The organism is Aminobacter sp. BA135, assembly GCF_050859125.1.
In the GTDB taxonomy this organism is placed as follows: Bacteria; Pseudomonadota; Alphaproteobacteria; order Rhizobiales; family Rhizobiaceae; genus Aminobacter; species Aminobacter ciceronei.
The window spans coordinates 2814679-2834770 of record NZ_CP139572.1 but is presented as its reverse complement, the minus strand read 5'-3'; the positions used below and the strand labels follow the sequence as shown (position 1 = coordinate 2834770).

Genomic DNA, 20092 nt, shown 5'->3' with positions numbered 1-20092 from the left:
CCCCTTGCCGCTATAGCGGGCGACCAGGTTCCGGATGGTTAAGGTCGAGGCCGAATGCTAAACGAGCACCAGTCATTTCGCCAGTCATGCTTAAGCAGACGTTAGCAGAATGCAGAAAAGGCCGGGCTGATGCCCGGCCTTTTCGATCATTAGCCTGCGTGTTGACAGGCTTTACTTGATGCGGGCAGCGCCGCCCGAAATCTCTACTGTTTCATCACCGGTCAGCGCTTCGCGGTCGCCATTCGGCAAGGTCACGAAGCAGCCGCTCGAGCAGAACTCGACCGTTTCGCCGGCGGCAAGGGAAAGTTCCGTCTTGGAACCACCTTCCGTGACGATCAGGGTCCGCGGTTCGGCATCGAGGTTTACCGCGCTTGCAGCATGCGCAGCGCCCGACATTGCCAGGACCAGCGCGCCTGCAGCGACAAGAAACCTTTTCATTTGCACTCGGTGTTTCCACCGCCCCTGTTCATCTCAGCAAGGCATTTTCGCCGTTTGCATGAGAGCTTATATGAGTTTGAAGCTGAACGGCAACTGAATGCCTTGTTCATGCCATAATTGCCCGACGCGCCCGGCCGTCACTCCGGATCCGGCTTCCTCGCCCTGCCGGGCTTGCGGCCGGCGGCGGCTTGCGCGGCGCGCTTGCTGCGCGCCTCCTCGAGTTCAGCCACCTGTGCCTCGACCTGTTCGTCGTCGGCAGGCCACTTTTCCGCCGGCTTGACGTCATGCGCCCGGGCCGTTGACGGGATGGCGATGTTTTCGCGCTCGAATGCTTCAAGCACGCCGAAGCGGATATCGTTCTGGACAGTGTTGCTGCCGAGCAGATCAGCCAGGAAGAACCGCATTTCGAATTCCAGCGCCGCCGGGCCGAAATTGGCGAAGAGCACGAACGGCTCCGGGTTCTTCAGCACCATCGGATGCGCGCGCACGATGTCGAGCATGATCTCGTGGGCGCGCTTGGCGTCGGAATCATAGGCAACGCCGATCTTGATGTCGACGCGGCCGAGCTTGTTGCGGTGGGTCCAGTTGCCGACGGCGCTGTTGATCAGGTCCGAATTGGGCAGGATCACCGACTGGCGCTGGAACGTCTCGATCTCGGTGGCCCGCACGCTGATCTTCTTGACCGTGCCCGACACGGCGCCGGCGACGATCCAGTCGCCGACCTTGAACGGACGCTCGGCCAGCAGGATCAGGCCGGAAACGAAGTTCGACACGACGTTCTGCAGGCCGAAACCGATACCGAGGGAGAGCGCACCGGCAACGAGCGCCAGGTTGGACAGGTCGATGCCAGCCGCTGACACGGCAATCAGACCGGCTATCGCCACGCCGGCATAACCGACGGCGAGGCGTATGGAATTGCGCACGCCGGCGTCGACCTTGCCACGCGCCATGACCGAGCCGTCGAGCCAGCCCTGGAACCAGCGCGTCACGAAATAGCCGATGGCAAATACCATGACGCCGGAAAGCAGGCCGGCGGGCGAGAAGGTGAAACTGCCGATCTGGAAGCCCGAGCCAATACGATAGAGCCAGGTGATCATGTCGCCGGGCTGAAAGCCCCAGGTAAACAGGATCAGCGGCACACCGACGGTCAGCACGAGCAGATTGATCACCATGCTGGTGACGAGGCCGAGCTGATCGAGCGTCGCGTCGTCGAGCGTGAACATACGCTTGATGCGCCGGCCGACCGTCGTCTTGATGAAGGCGTTCTCCTCGTTGATCGCCTGCGACGACAGGAAGCCGATATACATGGTCGCGAGGATCGTGCCGGTAATGACGATCTGCTGCGACACGAAGCGCGCAAGCCCGATATAGCCGAGCAGCGCCGCCGCAATGGTGACCCCGCCCAGCGTGAGCACGATGTAGCGGAACAGACGCGGCCAGGGCTTCGGCCGTCCGTCCTCATCGATGAACGGCTTGACCAGGCCGATCAGCATGACCAGCACGCCGATCACCACCGTCGAAGTCAGCGCCTCGCCGACGGTCAACGCAACCGGCGAGCCGAGTACCTGGTAGACCGAGCTCAGGAAGTAATCGAGGCCGGTAAACAGGGCGGTAGCGGTGATCAGGAGCATCAGCCAGCGCGCAGCGCCGCTTTCGACCGGGATCAGCCGCCACTTGGGCAGCCTGGGCGACAGCACGGCCATGCCGAGGCGCGAAACGAAGAACACAATGGCGATGACGTAGAACAGCGACCACAGCATGGCGCCGATGTCGCCGCGCAGCACCTCGAAATAGGCGAACAGATAGTAGGTGACGCCAAGGAAGACGACGAGCGCCGCCGACTGCATGAAGGTCGACCAGAAAGCGACCGAAAGCCTGCTGAGATAGGATGGCTCCTCGACCCGGCCGTCAGGCTCGAACATCCGTCCGAACATGCGCCGGCCGCCGATGATGATGACCGCCGCCGCCCCCAGGGCGAAGAACGTTGCCGCCAGCATCGACTTGAGCTTGAAGCTGACAACGAAACGAACCCAGGACGAGACCGTCCGGTAAAGGTCGTTCATCTCCGTCTTGAAGGCGTCAGCAACCTCCGATCCCAAAGCGAAATTGATCTGGTAGCGCTTGGTCAACAGGTTCTGGAACAGGCTGCGGCGGATCTCGGTGATCTGGCTGATCAGCTTGTCGATGCGAATCGACAGGTTCTCGGCAACGCCGAGCACGGCATTGATCTCGGTTTTCTCCGCATTCAGCTTCTCGCGCTCGCTGGTCACGACAGCGGGCTCGGCCGGCTGACCGTCGGCCGGCGGCTTGCCGAGCTGTTCCAGCCGGGCGTTGATCTCGGTCAGGCGCGGACGGAACGCGACGCCGCTTTGCAACAGGTCGCGCGACAGCTGTTCGAGCTGCAGGCGGATGTCGACGAGACCGGCATCGTCTTCGGCGCTCTGCTCCATCTTCTTCTGCAGCGCATCGGTCCTGGCCGTGATGCTGGCGATGACCTCCTGCTGGTCGGACACCACGCCGGCCGGCGCCTTGCCGAGATCGGCATCCTGCGCTGCGGCGTTTGCCACAAGCACGGCAGTAAAGATGAACAGGGTGGCAGCGATGCGCCGGACTGTGGAAAAAAACATGATTTGTCAGCGACTCGTGGTCAGTTTGCCGATGAAAAGGCGTGGCCATTGATAAAGACGCGCATCTCGGCGGGCAAGCCGATGCGCGCTGGCCCATGGGAAAGTCGGCCTGACGAAAAACAATGGCGGAATATTGGCTTGATCGCCGCAGTGCTGCCTGTAGTGTCCCCGCGCAGCCTGAAGGATGACATGAAGTATGGCGGAATATTCGGCCTTTTCGCTTCTCAAGAACGCGCTCAGCGGCAACCGCGACTGGAAGCCGGCATGGCGCAAGCCGAGCCCCAAGGCCTCGTATGACGTCGTCATCATCGGCGGCGGCGGCCATGGATTGTCGACTGCCTACTACCTCGCCAAGGAGTTCGGCATCACCAACGTTGCCGTGCTGGAAAAGGGCTATCTCGGCTCCGGCAATGTCGGCCGCAACACCACCGCCGTCCGCTCCAACTACCTGTTGCCGCAGAACACGCGCTTCTACGAACACTCGATGAAGATGTGGGAGAACCTTTCCCACGACCTCAACTACAACGTCATGTTCTCGCAGCGCGGCGTGCTCAACCTGGCGCACACGCCGGGCCAGCTCGACGACCTCGCCCGCAAGGGCAACGCCATGCGCCATCTCGGCGTCGACGCCGAACTGATGACGCCGGCCGAGATCGGCCGGCGCGTCCCCGGGCTCGACATGTCGCAGCGGGCACGTTTCCCGATCTATGGCGGGCTGATGCAGGAACGCGCGGGTACTGCCCGCCACGATGCCGTAGCCTGGGGTTATGCCCGGGGTGCCGACCGCCGCGGCGTCGACATCATCGAGAATTGCGAAGTCACAGGCTTCCTGCGCGACGGCGACCGGGTCATCGGCGTCTCGACAAGCCGCGGCGAAATCCGCGCCAAAAAGGTCGCCGTTGCCGTGGCCGGCAGCACCGGGCGCGTGATGCAGCTTGCCGGCATCGACCGCATGCCGATCGAGAGCCACGTCCTCCAGGCCTTCGTCTCGGAATCGCTCAAGCCGTTCCTCGACACCGTGCTGACCTTCGGCATGGGCCACTTCTATGTCGGCCAGTCCGACAAGGGCGGCCTCGTCTATGGCGGTGACCTCGACGGCTACAATTCCTATGCCCAGCGCGGCAGCCTGCCCATCGTCGAGGAAGTAATGAGTGAGATGCTGGCGCTGTTCCCCTCGCTCGCGCCGGTGCGCGTGCTGCGCTCATGGGGTGGGGTCTGCGACATGTCGATGGATGGCTCGCCGATCATCACCACCGGCCCGTTGCCCGGCATGTATCTCAATTGCGGCTGGTGTTACGGCGGCTTCAAGGCAACGCCGGCTTCCGGCTTCTGCTTTGCCCACACCATCGCCAAGGACGCGCCGCACGAGTTCAACGCGCCCTTCACGCTCGACCGTTTCAGCCGTGGCACCGTCATCGACGACAAGGGCCAGGGTCCGACGCCGCGAATGCACTAGGGGTTCGAACATGTTGATCACCTGTCCCTACTGCGGCCCGCGCGACGTCTCCGAATTCGCCTATCAGGGCGACGGCAACCGCACCCGTCCCGATCCCGCTTCGACCGATGCCGAGGCGTGGAGCGCCTATGTCTATGACCGCTTGAACCCGGCCGGCATTCACAACGAGATCTGGCAGCACGCCGGCGGCTGCCGCGCCCATCTCGCCGTCGTCCGCGACACGCTCACCCATGAAATCAAGAGCGTGCGTTTTGCCCGCGAACATGGCGCGCCGCCCCACGGCCGCCGCACATCCGGAGCCAAGGCATGAGCCCGCGCCGCACACCGTCGGGTGGCCGCATCGACCGGTTGCGGACCATCCGCTTCACCTTCGACGGCACCGCCTATACCGGACACCAGGGCGATACGCTGGCCTCGGCGCTGCTTGCCAATGGGGTTTCGCTGTTCGGCCGTTCATTCAAGTACCACCGTCCGCGCGGCGTGCTGACATCCGGCGTCGATGAGCCGAACGCTCTCGTGACGGTGCTGCGCGGCGAGGTCCGCGAACCGAACATTCCCGCCACGATGGTCGAGATCCATGACGGCCTCACCGCCGTCAGCCAGAACCGCTTTCCCTCGCTCGCCTACGACGTCAGTGCCATCAACCAGCTCGGCGGCAAGTTCATCTCCGCCGGCTTCTACTACAAGACCTTCATGGGTCCGGTGATCGGCCCGCTCAAGGGCACCCGCTTCTGGATGCTCTGCGAAAAGATCATCCGCCGCGCCGCCGGCCTCGGCCGCGCCGGCCACGCGCCCGATCCGTCACGTTATGAGCGCATGAACGCCTTCTGCGACGTGCTTGTCGTCGGCTCCGGGCCTGCCGGCCTTGCCGCCGCGCACGAGGCTGCCCAGTCCGGCGCTCAGGTCATCCTGGCTGAGCTCGATCCATGCTTGGGCGGCTCGGCCAACTGGTCGGGCGAAACGATCGACGGCGAGCCCGCCGCAACCTGGGCCTCCGATGTCGTCGGCGAACTCAAGACCCATGACAATGTCCGCCTGCTCAAGCGCACCACCGTCTGGGGCTACTATGACGGCAACACACTGGCCGCCGTCGAACGTGTCAGCGACCACAAGGACACGCCCGCCAAGGGCGCGCCGCGCCATCGCCACTGGACCATCCGGGCAAAGAACGTCGTGCTCGCCACCGGTGCCTTCGAACGGCCGCTGGTGTTCCCCGGCAACGACCGGCCGGGCGTGATGATGGCCAGCGCCGCGATGCGCTACGCCAATCAATACGGCGTGCTGGCGGGCGAGAAGATCGCTGTTCTAGCCAACAACGACAGCGCCTATCGTGCAGCCGCGGCCCTCGCCAAGGCGGGAGCCAGGATCGTCGCCATCGCCGACCTGCGCTCGGACGTCTCCGCGGCCTGCCGCACTCTTGCATCGGAGGCCGGCGCCGAACTGTTGACCGGCCATGCGGTGATCGGTACCGAAGGCGGCAAGAAGCTCTCCGGGGTCAAGCTGGCCCCATTCTCCGCCGCATCGGGTGTCTCCAAGGGCAATGCACGCGACATCGGCGCCGACTGCCTGATCGTTTCGGGCGGCTGGTCGCCGACCATCCACCTCGCCAGCCAGGCCGGGGCGCGGCCGGTCTGGAGCGACGACCTGCAGGCCTTCCTGCCGCCGGAAACCGGCAAGGGCTGGATCGGCGCCGGCGCCTTCAACGGCACCTTCTCGACGGCCGAAGTCATCTCCGAAGGCTTTTCCGCCGGCCGCAAGGCGGCAGGCCAGCCGGCGCTCGAAACCGCCACCCTGCCCGACATCGAACCCGCGCCGCTCGACCCCAACCCGGCACCGGTCTTCGAGATCAAGGCCAAGGGCAAGGCCTTCGTCGACCTCCAGCACGACGTGACGGCTGACGATGTCCGCCTCGCCCACCTCGAAGGTTTCGTCTCGGTCGAGCATCTCAAGCGCTACACCACCCTCGGCATGGCGACCGACCAGGGCAAGGGCTCCAACGTGCCCGGCCTCGCCATCATGGCCGAAGCCCTGGGCAAGCCGATCCCCGAGGTCGGCACGACGCGCTTCCGCCCGCCATACGCACCTGTCTCCGTCGGCGCACTTGCCGCCGAGCGTTTCGGCGACCTCAAGCCTGACCGGCTGACCCCGATGCATGACTGGCATCTGGAAAACGGCGCGACGATGTATTCGGCCGGCCTGTGGTTCCGCCCGATGATCTATGGCGGTCCCGGCGAGACGATCGAGCAGGCCTATGTCAGGGAAGCGGGAGTGACCCGCGAAACGGCGGGCATCGTCGACGTCTCGACGCTCGGCAAGATCGCCGTCCAGGGACCGGATGCCGCCGAGTTCCTCGACCGCGTCTATTCCAACGTCTTTTCGACCTTGCCCGTCGGCAAGGCGCGTTACGGCCTGATGCTGCGCGAGGACGGCCTCGTCTTCGACGACGGCACCACCTGGCGGCTTGGCGAACACGACTTCATGATGACCACGACCACGGCCAATGCCGGCAAGGTCATGCAGCATCTCGAATATTTCCTCGATGTCGTCTGGCCGGATCTCAAGGTTCACCTGACCTCCGTCACCGACCAGTGGGCTGGCGCGGCGATCGGCGGCCCGAAGGCGCGGGACATCCTCGCTTCCTGCGTCACCGGCACCAGGGTCGACAACGAGGCCCTGCCCTTCATGGGCATCGTCCATGGCGAGATTTCGGGCGCGCCTGTCATGATCTGCCGGCTCTCCTTCTCCGGCGAGATGGCCTTCGAGGTCTATTCCGGTGCCGGTCACGGCACCCATGTCTGGGAAGCGCTGATCGAGGCCGGCAAGCCTTTCGACATGGTTCCCTACGGGCTCGAGGCGCTCGGCACGATGCGTATCGAAAAAGGCCACGTCACCGGTGCCGAGATCGACGGCCGCACCTCGGCACGCGACCTCCATCTCGGCTGGATGCTGTCCAAGAAAAAGCCCTTCATCGGCTCGGCCATGATGGACCGCGAAGGACTTGCCGCCTCGGGCAGGCTCGAACTGGTCGGCCTGATCTCACTCGACAACCGGCCGCTCAGCGGTGGCGCGCACATCGTCGAGGAGGTCGACGCCGCCAACCCGCACGGATCGCTCGGCCACATCACCGCCGCCTGCTTCTCGCCCGCGCTCGGCAAGTACATAGCACTTGCGCTGGTCTCGGGCGGCAAGGCGCGCCATGGCAAGCGCGCCCACATCTCCGACCCGTTGCGCAACCGCTTCGGCCCGGTGGAAATCGTCAGCCACCACTTCTTCGATCCCGAAGGGAAGCGCATGCATGGTTGAGCAGCTTTCACCGCTCGAACCGGTATTCCGGCCCGGCTCGTACGGAAATTTCGTCGATGGCGTCGGCGTAACCTTGTCCGAGATCGCACCCGGATCGATTGTCCAGCTTGCCGCCTGGCCGGGCGAGGAAAAGAAGCTGATGGCAACGATCGGTTCGGTCACCGGCCTCAAGCTGGCCGATGGCGCGGGCGCCGGCGCTTCGTCCGAGCGCTGTTCCGCCTTCGGCTTCGCTCCCGGAAAGTTCCTGGTATCAGACGCTTCGGAAGGACTCGCCACAGCCTTTGCCGGCAAGGTCACCGCAGCGATCGGCACCATCACCGACCTGTCACATGGACGCACGGCGATCAGAATTGGCGGCCCGAAATCGGAATGGGTGCTGGCCAAGCTCTTTGCCGTCGACTTCTCCCTGACTGCATTTCCAGTCGGTTCGGGCATCTCGACCACCCACCACGACGTCTTCACCCAGATCCAGCGCAGCGGCCCCCACAGCTTCGACCTCTACGTCTTCCGCTCTTTCGCCCGTTCGTTCTGGAAAATGCTGTGCCATGCATCGGACGAAGTCGGCTACGAGGTTAGGTAAGTCAGGCATCGGTCATGGTGCCCAGCCCGCATTCTGCAGCACGACGCGGTAACCATCACAGTCCTCAAAGGTCACGCCTCGCTTGTCCCAGTAGGGATTGAAGGGCGGCACCGGCTGATAGCCATGCGCCTTCATGCGCGCGATCGATGCCTGCCAGTCGTCGCTGTCGGGCAAATAGAACACGACGAGATTGTCCTGCGTCGGCGCCCTGCCGGAGTCATGGCCATGGGCATGGGTGAACTCGAAATGATGCGCTTCGCCAGCCTTGCCGAGCATCACGCCATCGAAACCGTCATGGTTCTCGAAGCGGGCGAGTTCGTCGAGCCCGAGCCCGTCGCGATAAAAGCGGACGGTGGCCTCGAGATCGTTGGTGGGCCGCGCCACGCGCAGGACGACGTTCTTTTTCATGATCTCTCTCCCTGGGTCGAGCCTAGCCTGCCTTCGCCGCATTTGCCCACTGGGTGACGACGAGCCCAATGACGATCAGCACCAGGCCGGCAACCCTGGCGACACTGGCAGGGCGCTGTACGAACCCCATCAGCCCGAAATGGTCAATGACGAGCGACGCCACCATCTGCCCGCCTATGACAGCGACGACGAAGCTCGCCGCCCCCATCTTCGGCGCCAGCAGCAGCGCCGCCGTGACATAGACCACGCCCGCGGCGCCGCCGATCCAGATCCACCAGGGCCCGGTGGCTGCGGCGGTTGCAAAGCTGGGCACTGGGACCTTGAACGCCAGCATGACAGGCACGGCCAGGGCCACGCTGACGGCCAGCGAGACCATCGTCGCCCAGAGCGGATGGCCGAGCAGCCGCCCGAGCATGGCGTTGGCGCCGGCCTGAAACGGGATGGCAGCGCCGGCGACCAGCGCTGCGGCGAGCAGGGATGAACCTAGGTTCGGCATGACATGTCTCCTTGTTTTCCAAGACCTAGGGCATCCGAAATTCTGATGGAAATTCGTAATTCGTAGCCGCAATATGCACAGCATGAATAATCTTGCCGGCATCGATCTCAACCTCCTCGTCGTGCTCGACGCGCTTCTGGCCGAGCGCCACGTCTCCCGAGCCGCCATCCGCCTGAACAAGAGCCAGCCGGCAGTCAGCCACGCGCTTGGCCGTCTCCGCCATCTGCTCGACGATCCGCTGCTGGTCCGGCATGGCGGTGCGCTTCAGCCGTCCATGCGTGCGCTGGAGATTGCGCCGCGGCTCACTGAAGCGCTGGAACGCATGCACGATCTGCTCGCCCCGAGCGGCTTCGATCCGGCCATGGCACGCCGCAGCTTCCGCCTCGCAATGTCCGACTATGGCGCAACCGTCGTTTTGCCGCGCCTGCTGCCGCTTTTGCGCCAGCGCGCGCCAGGCATCGATCTCCATGTCAGCCAGGCCGGCCGCGAAGCCATGGCGGCACAGGTCATGGACGGCGAGGTCGACATCGCGATCGGCGTTTTCCATGCGCTCGACAAAGCCGTCCGGCGGCAGCGGCTGTTCGAGGAGGACTATGCCTGCCTGGCCGACGCCACGTTGCTCGGCAAAGCGGCCGGAATGGACATTGCCGCCTATCTCCAACGGCCCCATGCGCTGGTTGCGTTGCGCGCCGACGTCGAAAGCGAGATCGACGTGGCATTGTCCGCCGCCGGGCACAAACGGCGCATCGCATTGGTGCTACCGCATTGGGGCGTCGCCCCCGGGCTGATCGCCGGAACCGATCTGGTGCTCACCATCGCGCGCCGCCTGCACCCGGCAGTGCCGGCAGCAAGCGGCCTCGCCGCCTTCGAGCCACCATTTGCGATACCGTCCTTCGCCTTCCAGCAGATCTGGCACAGGCGCCGCGACGGCGACGCCGCGCATCAATGGCTGCGCGAGACGATTGCGGGCCTGTTCGAACAGCCTGCAACGCCTGCCATAGCCGAAAAAGAGCCGATGCTTTAAGATCGTCGCCGCTTGAATGGCAGTTGCACATTGGTATCTGCACTCATGGCCAGCAACGCGTTCCGTTTCGATGAGGTCTGGGAAATCCCCGAGGCATCCCCGCAACAGGTGTGGGACGTACTTGCCGACGCGACGCTGCTGCCACTGTGGTGGGGCGACGTCTACAAGGACGTGGAAAAACTGACTTCCCATGACAAGCCGTCGGTCGGTGCCAAGGTCCGCGCGCGCGCCCGGGGTTTTCTGCCCTATGAGCTCAACTTCATTCTCGAAGCGGTGGAACTCGAGCCCGGCAAGGTCGTGGCGGTGAAGACATCAGGCGATTTCGACGGCCACTGGCGTGCCGTGCTCGCACCCTCCGGCCATGGCACCCATGTCGCGCTCACCTGGCGGGTCATCGTCGAGCGCCCGATCCTGCGCCTGTTGTCGCCGCTGCTGCGCCCCGCCTTCGCCTGGAACCATCGCTGGACCACGCCACGCGGCGAAGCCGGTCTGCGCCGCTATCTTGCCGAGCGAAAGGCCGGTCGAGCCTGGTCGCCTTATCCGCAAGATTGACAGTTCGGACCGGAATCGCGTCATGTTGTCGGTGGCCCGTGCAGCCTGCCGCTCGCCCCTTCCGGGAAGGTGAATGCACGACGTTTGACGCGGTTTGACCTTTTGCACGGGCGATCCGCCAGAATGCGAGCACTGGCACTTTCCAAAAGTTCGCCCGGGCCAAGGATCGAACTATGCATTCCTTTCTCGACGCCAAACTGATGGCCAAGGCGCTGCGCAAGGCCATGGCCGAACGTCATGTCGAATTGTCCCACACCGATTGCCTCGAAGTCGTATCCCGGCAGTTCGGCCTTGCCGACTGGAACACGCTTGCCGCCCGCATCGCCGCTGCCACGGGTGACGACGCGCTCCCGCTTCCCGAGGGCTGGTTCATCACCGGCAACACCGAGCGCACCAACTACCGCATCGGCCTCGACCCTACTCAGCCCGGAACGGCCATCATCGAATGCCGCTTCCACCGCCAGGGCGGCATCGTGCTGCGCGAAGACCATTATGGCGTGCTGATGCAGAGCATCCAGGCCGACGACTATCGCGGTGGTCGCATCAGGCTGTCGGCAACGTTGAAGGCTGATGACGCCGACGCCGGATCCATCTGGATGCGCGTCGACAAATCGGAGGGCAAGGTCCTCCAGTTCGACAACATGATGACGCGGGAAGTCGACGGCGCACTGAGGGGCTCCACCGGCTGGCTCGAGCGCAGCGTCGTGCTCGACGTTCCGGCCGAAGCCTCGAGCATCCACTACGGCTTGTTGCTGCAGGGATATGGTCGCATTTCGGCGCAGTTGTTCCAGGTCGAGGCCGTCGACGCAAAGGTGAGCCCGACGCCACGGAGCCCGAAACATCTCCCACGGCCGACCAATCTCGACCTGAGGTCGAGTGGACTGTCCGCCTGACGGGTATTGGCCGGCGCTGCGCGGCGCCGGCATTTCCCGGCTATTTCAGGAACTGCACCCACTCGTCGAGGGGCGCGCGGTCGGTGCGGAAGGTGCTTTCCGGCTTCGACGTGTCTTCGTGGCCCAGCGCCATGCCGCAGACCACGACCTCTTCCTCGGGAATGCCGAGCACCGGCCGGATCTGGCGGTGATAGGGCGCAAACGCTGCCTGCGGGCAGGTGTGCAGCCCCCGCGCCCGCGCCGCGATCATGATGTTCTGCAGGAACATGCCGTAGTCGATCCACGAGCCCTGGTTGAGCCTGCGGTCGATGGTGAAGATCATGCCGACCGGCGCGTCGAAGAAGACGAAATTGCGGTCATGCTGGGCGCGCATGCGGTCGACGTCGCGGCGGCCGATGCCGAGCGTGCTGTAGAGCCCGAAGCCGTTGGCGCGGCGGCGGCCGAGATAGGGCTCGAAGAACTGGTCCGGGTAATATTTGTATTCGTCCCAGACGGCCTTTTCGGCACGCACGCCGGAATTCAGGATGGCCTCGCTGATGCCGCGCAACGTCTCGCCCGAGGTCACATAGACCTTCCACGGCTGCATGTTGGTGCCGGAAGGCGCACGTGCGGCAACGTCGAGGATGTCCCTGATGACGCTGTCGTCGACCGGCGTCGGCAGGAATGCACGCACCGACCGACGCGACACGATGGCCTCATCAACGATATCGGTTTCGTCGTAGTGCTGCGGTTTTTGGTCCGGTGCCAGCATCAGCTGTCCCTATGGCATGGCTATTGTCGGATCGCCCCTCACCGCCCGTCCGAAACCGAGCCTTTGCACTCTCTCCCGGAGTCTCGCAAGAGAAACTTGCTGGACTATGAAAATGGGCTTGAATTTTTCACCGCAATGCCATTTCATGAAATTCTGCCTTGAAATTTCACGAGGACCGCATTTTGAGTTCCACCCTGTCGCTGCGCAAGGAAGGCAACGTCGCCGGCGATGTGCTGGCTAATGACCTGCGCGCGCTGCGCAAGTCGCGCGGGCTGACGCTCGCCGAGATCGCGCTCAAGCTAGGCCGCTCGGTCGGCTGGGTGAGCCAGGTCGAACGCGGATTGTCGACGCCCTCGATCGGCGACCTTCGCGCCTTTGCCGAACTGTTCGGCGTGCCGATCAGCCTGTTCTTCGGCCATGAAGCCACCAATGACATCGAGCGCGGCGTCGTTGTCCGCTCCGGACGGCGGCGCTCGCTGGGCAGCAACGAATCCGGGCTGGTCGAAGAGCTCCTGTCACCCGACCTCGGCGGTAGCTTCGAAATGCTGCGCTCGATTTTCGCGCCCGGCGCCGGCATGGCAAAGCCTGTGACGCGCCCCACCGAAGAGGCCGGCTATGTCGTCTCGGGCGGCTTCGACATCGAGATCGACGGCACCTGGCACAGCCTGGGCGAAGGCGACAGCTTCCGCTTCGACCACAAGCCATTCCGGTGGCGCAACCCCGGTTCGGTTCCGGCAGTGGTCATATGGGTCGTATCGCCACCGGTTTACTGATTGCTTTTTTGGGAGGAAAAGATGGCTGAGTTGCCGAGCACGGCCCGCGTGGTGATCATCGGCGGAGGCGCGGTCGGAGTCTCGTCGCTCTATCACCTCGCCAAATCAGGCTGGACCGACTGCGTCTTGCTCGAAAAGAACGAGCTGACCTCCGGCTCGACCTGGCATGCCGCCGGCAACGTGCCCACCTTCTCGTCGTCCTGGTCGCTGATGAACATGCAGCGCTATTCGACCGAGCTTTATCGCAGGCTGGCGACCGAGGTCGACTACCCGATGAACTACCACGTCACCGGCTCGCTCCGCCTCGCCCACAGCAAGGAGCGCATGCAGGAGTTCCAGCGCGCCAAGGGCATGGGCCGCTACCAGGGCATGGATATCGACGTCATTGGCTCAGACGAAATCAGGCGCCGCTACCCTTTCATCGAGACGCATGATCTCAAGGGCGCGCTCTACGATCCCAGTGACGGCGACATCGACCCGGCACAGTTGACCCAGGCGCTGGCCAAGGGGGCGCGCGACATGGGCGCAAAGATCATCCGCTTCTGCCCTGTCATTTCGGTCCGCCGCGACAAGGACGAATGGGTCGTTTCGACCGAAAAGGGCGATATCCGCTGCGAAAAGGTGGTGAATGCGGCCGGTTATCGCGCCGCCGAAGTGGGAAAAATGTTCGGCCGCGACGTGCCGATGATGGTGATGAGCCACCAGTACATCCTGTTCGACGAAATCCCCGAGCTGGCTGCATGGTCGCGAGAAGCAGGCCAAAAGCTGCCGCTTCTGCGCGACGTCGACACCTCCTACTATCTCCGCCAGGAGAAGAACGGCATGAATCTCGGCCCCTATGAGCGCAACTGCCGCGCCCATTGGGCAACGCCTGACGACCAGATGCCCGCGGATTTTTCCTTCCAGCTCTACCCCGACGATCTAGAGCGGCTGGAATGGTATCTCGATGACGCCGTCCGCCGTGTGCCGATCCTCGGCACCGCCGGCCTGTCCAAGATCATCAACGGCCCGATCCCCTACGCCCCCGACGGCAACCCGCTGATCGGCCCGATGCCCGGCGTGCCAAATGCCTTCGAAGCCTGCGTCTTCACCTTCGGCATCGCCCAGGCCGGTGGCGCCGGCAAGGTGTTGGCCGAGTGGGTTACCAAGGGCGAGACCGAATGGGACATGTGGTCCTGCGACCCACGCCGTTTCACGTCGTTTGCCTCAGCGACCGACTATGCGGTTGCCAAGGGGATGGAGATCTACGGCCACGAATACGCCATCCATTTCCCCCGCCACGCCTGGCCCGCGGCGCGTAACCGCAAGCTCTCGCCGATCCACGACCGGATCGCCGCCCTCGGCGCGCAGTTCAACGCCTATAATGGCTGGGAGCGCGCCACTTGGTATGCCCAACCCGGCGACGACACCTCGGAAGAATCGACCCAGACCTTCGCCCGTTCCGGCCCCTGGGAGAAACGCATCCGCGAGGAATGCCTCGCTGTCCGCGATGCCGCCGGCATCCTCGACCTGCCCGGATTCAGCCGCTTCAATCTCGACGGGCCGGGTGCCGCCGCGTGGCTCGAGACGCAGGTCACCGGCACCGTGCCCAAGGTCGGCCGCATCGGGCTGTGCTATTTCGCCGACGATCACGGCCGCATCGTCACCGAGATGTCGGTTGTCCGCCATTCCGACGACCTGATGACGCTGATAACCGCAGCGGTTGCCCAGTGGCACGATTTCGAGTGGCTGAAAGCGCACATGCCTGCCGGCGCCACTTTCAAGCTGATAGACCGCACCGAGGAGTATTCGACCCAGATCCTCGCTGGCCCCAACTCCAGGAAAATCCTGGCCGAGGTCTGCGAGGCGGACCTCGCGGCCCCTTGGCTGACGCATCAGGAGATGACCATCGCCGGGCGCTGGGCCAAGCTGGTGCGCGTTTCATTTGCCGGTGAGCTCGGCTGGGAGATCCACACGAAGGTCGCCGACACGGCGACCGTGTTCGACGCTCTCTGGGCCGCCGGCCAGAAGCACGGGCTAAATCCCTTCGGCATGTTCGCGCTCGACGCGCTGCGGCTGGAAAAGGGTTACCGCGCCTGGAAAGGCGATCTTTCGACCGACTACACCATCCTGCAGGGCGGGCTCGAGCGTTTCGTCAAATGGGACAAGGCCGACTTTCGCGGCAAGACGGCGCTGCTCAACGAGAAGCAACAGGGCACAAAGAAGCGTTTCGTCACGCTTGTCATCGACACGCCGGGCGAATGCGACGCGCCCTACATGTCGACGCTCTGGCACAATGGCGCAATTGTCGGTGAGACCACGTCAGGAGGATGGGGCCACAGGGTAGACAAATCGATCGCGCTGGGCATGCTGCGAACCGATCTGGCCGTGCCGGGCGTTACCATCGAAGTCGAGATTTTCGGGGAGCGCTTCAGCGCCACGGTCCAAGAGGACAAGCCCTTGTGGGATCCCGAAAACGAAAGGCTACGCTCATAATGTCCCTTCCCCATTCCGGTCGCGCCTTCGGCGCCTTCATGTTCGACATGGACGGCACCATCCTGAGCTCGATCGCCTCGACTGAACGCGTCTGGAGCGCATGGGCAATCAAGTACGGCCTCGACGTCGAGAGCTTCCTGCCGACCATCCATGGCGTTCGGGCCTATGAGACCATCCGCAGGCTGAACCTGCCCGGCGTCGACGTCATGGCGGAAGTCGAGGCGCTGACCCAGGCCGAGTTCGACGACGTCGACGGCATCGAATCGATCCATGGTGCAGCGAACTTCCTCAATGCACTGCCTGTCGAGCGCTGGGCGATCGTGACGTCGGCACCGCGCCGGCTGGCACTGCGCCGGCTGGAGGCCGCGGGCCTGCCTGTCCCGCCGATCATGGTCACCGGCGAGGATGTCGCCAACGGCAAGCCTGCGCCCGACTGCTTCCTGCTCGGTGCTGAGCGGCTCGGCTACAGGCCGGAAGATTGCCTGGTGTTCGAGGATGCGCCGGCAGGCATTCGCGCTGCGGAAGCCGCTGGCGCGCAGGTGCTGGTCGTCACCGCCACCCACAACCATGCCAGCGGCACCCCGCATCCTTCGGTTACTGGCTATGGCGCGCTGACGCCCCGGCTCGACGGCGCGAGCAGGCTGACACTCGCCCGTCTGGCGGCCTTGCAGGATGCAGGAGCCTGAGATGCCGAAACCATCCGCCCGCATCTCCGACATCGTCCCATCAGGCAAGGATGGCTGGGAAGTGCATTTCGCCGCCATGACACGCAAGCAGGCCGGCGAAGACATCATCATGCTGTCGGTCGGCGACCACGATTTCGATACGCCGTCGGAGACGGTCGAGGCCTGTGTCGACGCAGTGCGCGCGGGCTACCACCACTACACACAACTGCCCGGCCTGCCGCGCCTGCGTGCTGCCATGGCCAGGATCTCCACCCGCTGCACCGGCGTCGACACGGCGCTCTCCGAAATCATTGCCACGCCGGGCGGCCAGGCCGCACTTTACGCCGCGGTCCAGGCAACGCATGATCCGGGTGACCACGCCGTGGTCGTGGCACCCTATTACGCCACCTACCCCGGCACCTTCCGCGCCGCCGGTGCCGGTTACACCGTCGTCGAGGCCCACGCATCAGATGGCTTCCAGCCGCGTGCGGCGGACATCGAGAAGGCGCTGAAACCCAACACGCGCTCGATCCTCATCAACACGCCGAACAATCCGACCGGCGCGGTCTATAGCAGGAAATGCCTGGAGGAAATCGCCGAGCTTTGCATCCGGCGCGACCTCTGGCTGCTCTCGGACGAAGTCTACTGGACGCTCGGCGGCGGCGAGCATGTGTCGCCCCGGGCCCTTCCCGGCCTGGCCGAGCGCACGCTCATCATCAACTCGATGTCCAAAAGCCACGGCATGACCGGCTGGCGCATCGGCTGGCTCACCGCCCCAGCCGACCTCGTCTCGCTGGTCATCAACCTCAACCTCGTCACCACCTACGGCCTGACCGACTTCGTCAGCCGCGCGGCGATCGAAGCGCTGGAAAACGATTTCGGCGTTGAATGGATCGCGACCACCTATGCCGGCCGCCGCAGCCTGTTCGTCGACCAGATGCGTGGACTGAACAACGTCACCGTGCGCGGCTCCGAAGGCGGCATGTATGTCATGCTCGACGTCAGCGCCATCGAACCCGACTGCGAGAAATTCGCCTGGGATCTGCTCGAGGCCGAGAAGGTCGCCGTCATGCCTGGCAAGAGCTTCGGCGACGCCGCCGCAGGTCACATCCGCATCAGTCTGTGCCAGCCCGACGACGTTCTGAGGGAGGCCGCCGGCCGCCTGAGGCGCTTCGCCAACAGCTACGAGAGGTCTGCCGCATGACCGAAATCCCCACCCGTGCCCGCGCCGTCATCATTGGCGGCGGTGTGTCCGGCTGCTCCGTCGCCTATCATCTGGCGAAGCTCGGCTGGACCGACATCGTGCTTCTGGAGCGCAAGCAGCTCACGTCAGGCACGACATGGCACGCGGCGGGGTTGATCGGACAGCTGCGCGCCTCGCAGAACATGACGCGGCTGGCCAAATATTCGGCCGATCTCTACGTCAAGCTCGAAGAGGAGACCGGCGTCGCCACCGGCATGCGCCAGGTCGGCTCGATCACCGTGGCACTGACCGAAGAGCGCAAGCACGAGATCTACCGCCAGGCGTCGCTCGCCCGTGCCTTCAATGTCGATGTGCGTGAGATTTCTCCTGACGAAGTCAAGCAGATGTACCCGCATCTCAATGTCGCCGACGTGGTCGGCGCTGTCCACCTGCCGCTCGACGGCCAATGCGATCCGGCCAACATCGCAATGGCTCTGGCCAAAGGCGCACGCCAGCGCGGCGCGAAGATCGTCGAAAACGTTAAAGTGTCGAAGGTCCACACCAGAGATGGCCGCGTCTCCGGCGTGTCGTGGACGCAAGGCGGTGCACAGGGCACCATCGAGGCCGACATCGTCGTCAACTGCGCCGGCATGTGGGCGCGCGAGCTCGGCGCCCAGAACGGCGTCTCCATTCCGCTGCATGCCTGCGAGCATTTTTACCTCGTCACCGAAGCCATCCCCGGCCTCGGCCGGCTGCCGGTGCTGCGCGTTCCCGACGAATGCGCCTACTACAAGGAGGATGCCGGCAAGATGATGCTCGGCGCCTTCGAGCCGGTTGCAAAACCCTGGGGCATGGACGGCATCCGCGAGGATTTCTGCTTCGACCAGTTGCCCGAGGACATGGACCATTTCGCCCCGATCCTGGAAATGGGCGTCAACCGCATGCCGATGCTGGAAACCGCCGGCATCCACACCTTCTTCAATGGCCCCGAGAGTTTCACCCCCGACGACCGCTATTATCTCGGCGAGGCACCGGAGCTCGGCGGCTACTGGGTCGCCGCCGGCTACAATTCCATCGGCATCGTCTCATCAGGCGGCGCCGGCATGGCACTGGCGCAGTGGATTCACGACGGCGAAGCGCCGTTCGATCTCTGGGAAGTCGACATCCGTCGTGCCCAGCCGTTCCAGAAGAACCGGCGTTATCTCAAGGAGCGCGTCTCGGAGACGCTGGGCCTGCTCTATGCCGACCATTTTCCCTATCGCCAGATGGCGACATCGCGGAACATCAGGCGCTCGCCCCTGCATGAGCACCTGAAGGCGCGCGGAGCGGTGTTCGGCGAAGTCGCCGGCTGGGAGCGCGCCAACTGGTTTGCGCGCGAAGGCCAGGAGCGCGAATACAGATATTCCTGGAAGCGGCAGAACTGGTTCGACAACCAGCGTGACGAACACCTGGCAGTCCGCAACGGCGTCGGCCTGTTCGACATGACTTCCTTCGGTAAAATCAAGATCGAGGGCCGTGACGCGCTGGCCTATCTGCAGCGCCTCTGCGCCAACGACATGGATGTCGAGCCCGGCCGGATCGTCTACACCCAGATGCTCAACCAGCGCGGCGGCATCGAAAGCGACCTGACGGTCACACGGCTTTCACCGACGGTCTTCCTGGCCGTCGTGCCCGGCGCCACGCTTCGCCGCGACCTCGCCTGGCTGCGGAGGCATCTTCGCGACGAATTCGTCGTCATCACCGACGTAACTCCGGCAGGATCGGTGCTCTGCCTGATGGGACCGAATTCGCGGGAGCTGATCGAAAAAGTCAGCCCCAACGATTTCTCCAACGACAAAAATCCGTTCGGAACCTGGCAGGAGATCGAGATCGGCATGGGCCTCGGCCGCGCCCATCGCGTCACCTATGTCGGCGAACTCGGTTGGGAGCTCTACATTCCGACCGACCAGGCGGCGCATGTATTCGAGGTCATCGAGGAAGCCGGCGCCGATCTTGGGCTAAAGCTGTGCGGCCTCCATGCGCTCGATTCCTGCCGCATCGAGAAGGCTTTTCGGCATTTCGGCCATGACATCACCGACGAGGACCATGTTCTGGAGGCCGGACTCGGCTTTGCGGTCAAGACCGGCAAGGGCGACTTCATCGGCCGCGACGCGGTGCTGCGCAAGCGCGAGACGGGTCCTGCCCGCCGGTTGGTGCAATTCCGGCTGACCGATCCCGAGCCGCTGCTGTTCCACAACGAGGCCATCGTCCGTGACGGCAAGATCGTCGGCACGATCACCTCGGGCAATTATGGCCACTATCTTGGCGGCGCCATCGGGCTCGGTTATGTCCCCTCAGCCAACGAGACCGAGGCAGACGTGCTCAGTTCGCGCTACGAGATCGAGATCGCCGGCGAACGTTTTGCCGCCGAAGCCTCGCTGAAGCCGATGTACGATCCCAAGGCCGAACGCGTGCGCATGTAGCCGCCC

General features: G+C 64.3%; 17 protein-coding genes. 12 read left to right on the top strand and 5 right to left on the bottom strand.

The window, feature by feature from the left end:
• Positions 1–171 precede the first annotated feature (171 nt).
• On the bottom strand, positions 172–438 hold the full coding sequence (locus SLT36_RS13750) for a hypothetical protein (RefSeq protein WP_067960870.1): 267 nt from the start codon (positions 436–438) through the stop codon (positions 172–174).
• 137 nt (positions 439–575) lie between these two features.
• Positions 576–3065 carry a mechanosensitive ion channel domain-containing protein gene (locus SLT36_RS13745; protein ID WP_432288146.1) on the bottom strand — a complete coding sequence of 830 codons (2490 nt, stop codon included), beginning with the start codon at positions 3063–3065 and terminating at the stop codon, positions 576–578.
• A gap of 196 nt (positions 3066–3261) precedes the next feature.
• Between SLT36_RS13745 and SLT36_RS13740 the strand changes: the two genes are divergently transcribed.
• Genes SLT36_RS13740 through soxG form a run of 4 tightly spaced genes read left to right on the top strand, consistent with a single transcriptional unit; the run spans position 3262 to position 8404 of the window.
• Entirely contained in the window at positions 3262–4521 is a 1260-nt protein-coding gene (locus SLT36_RS13740; RefSeq protein WP_432288144.1) for a sarcosine oxidase subunit beta family protein, read from the top strand.
• Between the two features lie 10 nt (positions 4522–4531).
• Entirely contained in the window at positions 4532–4831 is a 300-nt protein-coding gene (locus tag SLT36_RS13735; protein ID WP_182573463.1) for a sarcosine oxidase subunit delta, read from the top strand.
• Positions 4828–7824: a sarcosine oxidase subunit alpha family protein gene (locus SLT36_RS13730; RefSeq protein WP_432288143.1), complete on the top strand. Its 2997-nt coding sequence runs from the start codon at positions 4828–4830 to the stop codon at positions 7822–7824. Before SLT36_RS13735 ends, SLT36_RS13730 begins: the two co-directional genes overlap by 4 nt.
• Positions 7817–8404: a sarcosine oxidase subunit gamma family protein gene (gene soxG / locus SLT36_RS13725; RefSeq protein WP_432288141.1), complete on the top strand. Its 588-nt coding sequence runs from the start codon at positions 7817–7819 to the stop codon at positions 8402–8404. Before SLT36_RS13730 ends, soxG begins: the two co-directional genes overlap by 8 nt.
• Positions 8405–8416: 12 nt before the next feature.
• Here the strand turns inward: soxG and SLT36_RS13720 are convergent, their stop codons facing one another.
• Both SLT36_RS13720 and SLT36_RS13715 read right to left on the bottom strand, forming a co-directional pair.
• Entirely contained in the window at positions 8417–8812 is a 396-nt protein-coding gene (locus SLT36_RS13720) for a VOC family protein (protein WP_432288140.1), read from the bottom strand.
• A 22-nt stretch (positions 8813–8834) separates the two neighbouring features.
• On the bottom strand, positions 8835–9308 hold the full coding sequence (locus tag SLT36_RS13715; RefSeq protein WP_432288138.1) for a DMT family transporter: 474 nt from the start codon (positions 9306–9308) through the stop codon (positions 8835–8837).
• Between the two features lie 82 nt (positions 9309–9390).
• Between SLT36_RS13715 and SLT36_RS13710 the strand changes: the two genes are divergently transcribed.
• The 3 genes from SLT36_RS13710 to SLT36_RS13700 all read left to right on the top strand — a co-directional run bounded on the left by SLT36_RS13710 (position 9391) and on the right by SLT36_RS13700 (position 11777).
• A complete protein-coding gene (locus tag SLT36_RS13710) occupies positions 9391–10332 on the top strand; it encodes a LysR family transcriptional regulator (protein ID WP_432288136.1) in 942 nt (313 codons plus the stop codon).
• Between the two features lie 45 nt (positions 10333–10377).
• On the top strand, positions 10378–10884 hold the full coding sequence (locus tag SLT36_RS13705; protein WP_432288135.1) for an SRPBCC family protein: 507 nt from the start codon (positions 10378–10380) through the stop codon (positions 10882–10884).
• Positions 10885–11057: 173 nt separating this feature from the next.
• The gene (locus SLT36_RS13700; RefSeq protein WP_432288133.1) at positions 11058–11777 is read left to right on the top strand and encodes a glyoxalase superfamily protein; all 720 of its coding nucleotides are present in this window, start codon (positions 11058–11060) and stop codon (positions 11775–11777) included.
• Between the two features lie 40 nt (positions 11778–11817).
• Here SLT36_RS13700 and SLT36_RS13695 read toward each other — a convergent pair whose 3' ends face one another.
• A complete protein-coding gene (locus SLT36_RS13695; RefSeq protein WP_432288131.1) occupies positions 11818–12528 on the bottom strand; it encodes a nitroreductase in 711 nt (236 codons plus the stop codon).
• Between the two features lie 182 nt (positions 12529–12710).
• Between SLT36_RS13695 and SLT36_RS13690 the strand changes: the two genes are divergently transcribed.
• The 5 genes from SLT36_RS13690 to SLT36_RS13670 are packed head-to-tail and all read left to right on the top strand — an operon-like array spanning position 12711 to position 20086.
• Positions 12711–13301: a helix-turn-helix domain-containing protein gene (locus SLT36_RS13690; RefSeq protein WP_432288130.1), complete on the top strand. Its 591-nt coding sequence runs from the start codon at positions 12711–12713 to the stop codon at positions 13299–13301.
• Positions 13302–13322: 21 nt separating this feature from the next.
• Positions 13323–15776 carry a GcvT family protein gene (locus SLT36_RS13685; protein WP_432288128.1) on the top strand — a complete coding sequence of 818 codons (2454 nt, stop codon included), beginning with the start codon at positions 13323–13325 and terminating at the stop codon, positions 15774–15776.
• Positions 15773–16462, top strand: a complete 690-nt coding sequence (locus tag SLT36_RS13680; protein WP_432288326.1) for an HAD-IA family hydrolase — start codon at positions 15773–15775, stop codon at positions 16460–16462. Before SLT36_RS13685 ends, SLT36_RS13680 begins: the two co-directional genes overlap by 4 nt.
• A 1-nt stretch (position 16463) precedes the next feature.
• Positions 16464–17645, top strand: coding sequence for a pyridoxal phosphate-dependent aminotransferase (locus tag SLT36_RS13675; RefSeq protein ID WP_432288126.1), 1182 nt, complete (start codon positions 16464–16466; stop codon positions 17643–17645).
• A complete protein-coding gene (locus tag SLT36_RS13670; RefSeq protein ID WP_432288124.1) occupies positions 17642–20086 on the top strand; it encodes a GcvT family protein in 2445 nt (814 codons plus the stop codon). Before SLT36_RS13675 ends, SLT36_RS13670 begins: the two co-directional genes overlap by 4 nt.
• The last annotated feature ends 6 nt before the right edge of the window (positions 20087–20092 follow it).

Bases quoted from the DNA above. Each gene is read 5' to 3' on its own strand.
- SLT36_RS13750 (WP_067960870.1), bottom strand. From the start codon at position 438: ATGAAAAGGTTTCTTGTCGCTGCAGGCGCGCTGGTCCTGGCAATGTCG.
- SLT36_RS13745 (WP_432288146.1), bottom strand. From the start codon at position 3,065: ATGTTTTTTTCCACAGTCCGGCGCATCGCTGCCACCCTGTTCATCTTT.
- SLT36_RS13740 (WP_432288144.1), top strand. From the start codon at position 3,262: ATGGCGGAATATTCGGCCTTTTCGCTTCTCAAGAACGCGCTCAGCGGC.
- SLT36_RS13735 (WP_182573463.1), top strand. From the start codon at position 4,532: ATGTTGATCACCTGTCCCTACTGCGGCCCGCGCGACGTCTCCGAATTC.
- SLT36_RS13730 (WP_432288143.1), top strand. From the start codon at position 4,828: ATGAGCCCGCGCCGCACACCGTCGGGTGGCCGCATCGACCGGTTGCGG.
- soxG (WP_432288141.1), top strand. From the start codon at position 7,817: ATGGTTGAGCAGCTTTCACCGCTCGAACCGGTATTCCGGCCCGGCTCG.
- SLT36_RS13720 (WP_432288140.1), bottom strand. From the start codon at position 8,812: ATGAAAAAGAACGTCGTCCTGCGCGTGGCGCGGCCCACCAACGATCTC.
- SLT36_RS13715 (WP_432288138.1), bottom strand. From the start codon at position 9,308: ATGCCGAACCTAGGTTCATCCCTGCTCGCCGCAGCGCTGGTCGCCGGC.
- SLT36_RS13710 (WP_432288136.1), top strand. From the start codon at position 9,391: ATGAATAATCTTGCCGGCATCGATCTCAACCTCCTCGTCGTGCTCGAC.
- SLT36_RS13705 (WP_432288135.1), top strand. From the start codon at position 10,378: ATGGCCAGCAACGCGTTCCGTTTCGATGAGGTCTGGGAAATCCCCGAG.
- SLT36_RS13700 (WP_432288133.1), top strand. From the start codon at position 11,058: ATGCATTCCTTTCTCGACGCCAAACTGATGGCCAAGGCGCTGCGCAAG.
- SLT36_RS13695 (WP_432288131.1), bottom strand. From the start codon at position 12,528: ATGCTGGCACCGGACCAAAAACCGCAGCACTACGACGAAACCGATATC.
- SLT36_RS13685 (WP_432288128.1), top strand. From the start codon at position 13,323: ATGGCTGAGTTGCCGAGCACGGCCCGCGTGGTGATCATCGGCGGAGGC.
- SLT36_RS13675 (WP_432288126.1), top strand. From the start codon at position 16,464: ATGCCGAAACCATCCGCCCGCATCTCCGACATCGTCCCATCAGGCAAG.
- SLT36_RS13670 (WP_432288124.1), top strand. From the start codon at position 17,642: ATGACCGAAATCCCCACCCGTGCCCGCGCCGTCATCATTGGCGGCGGT.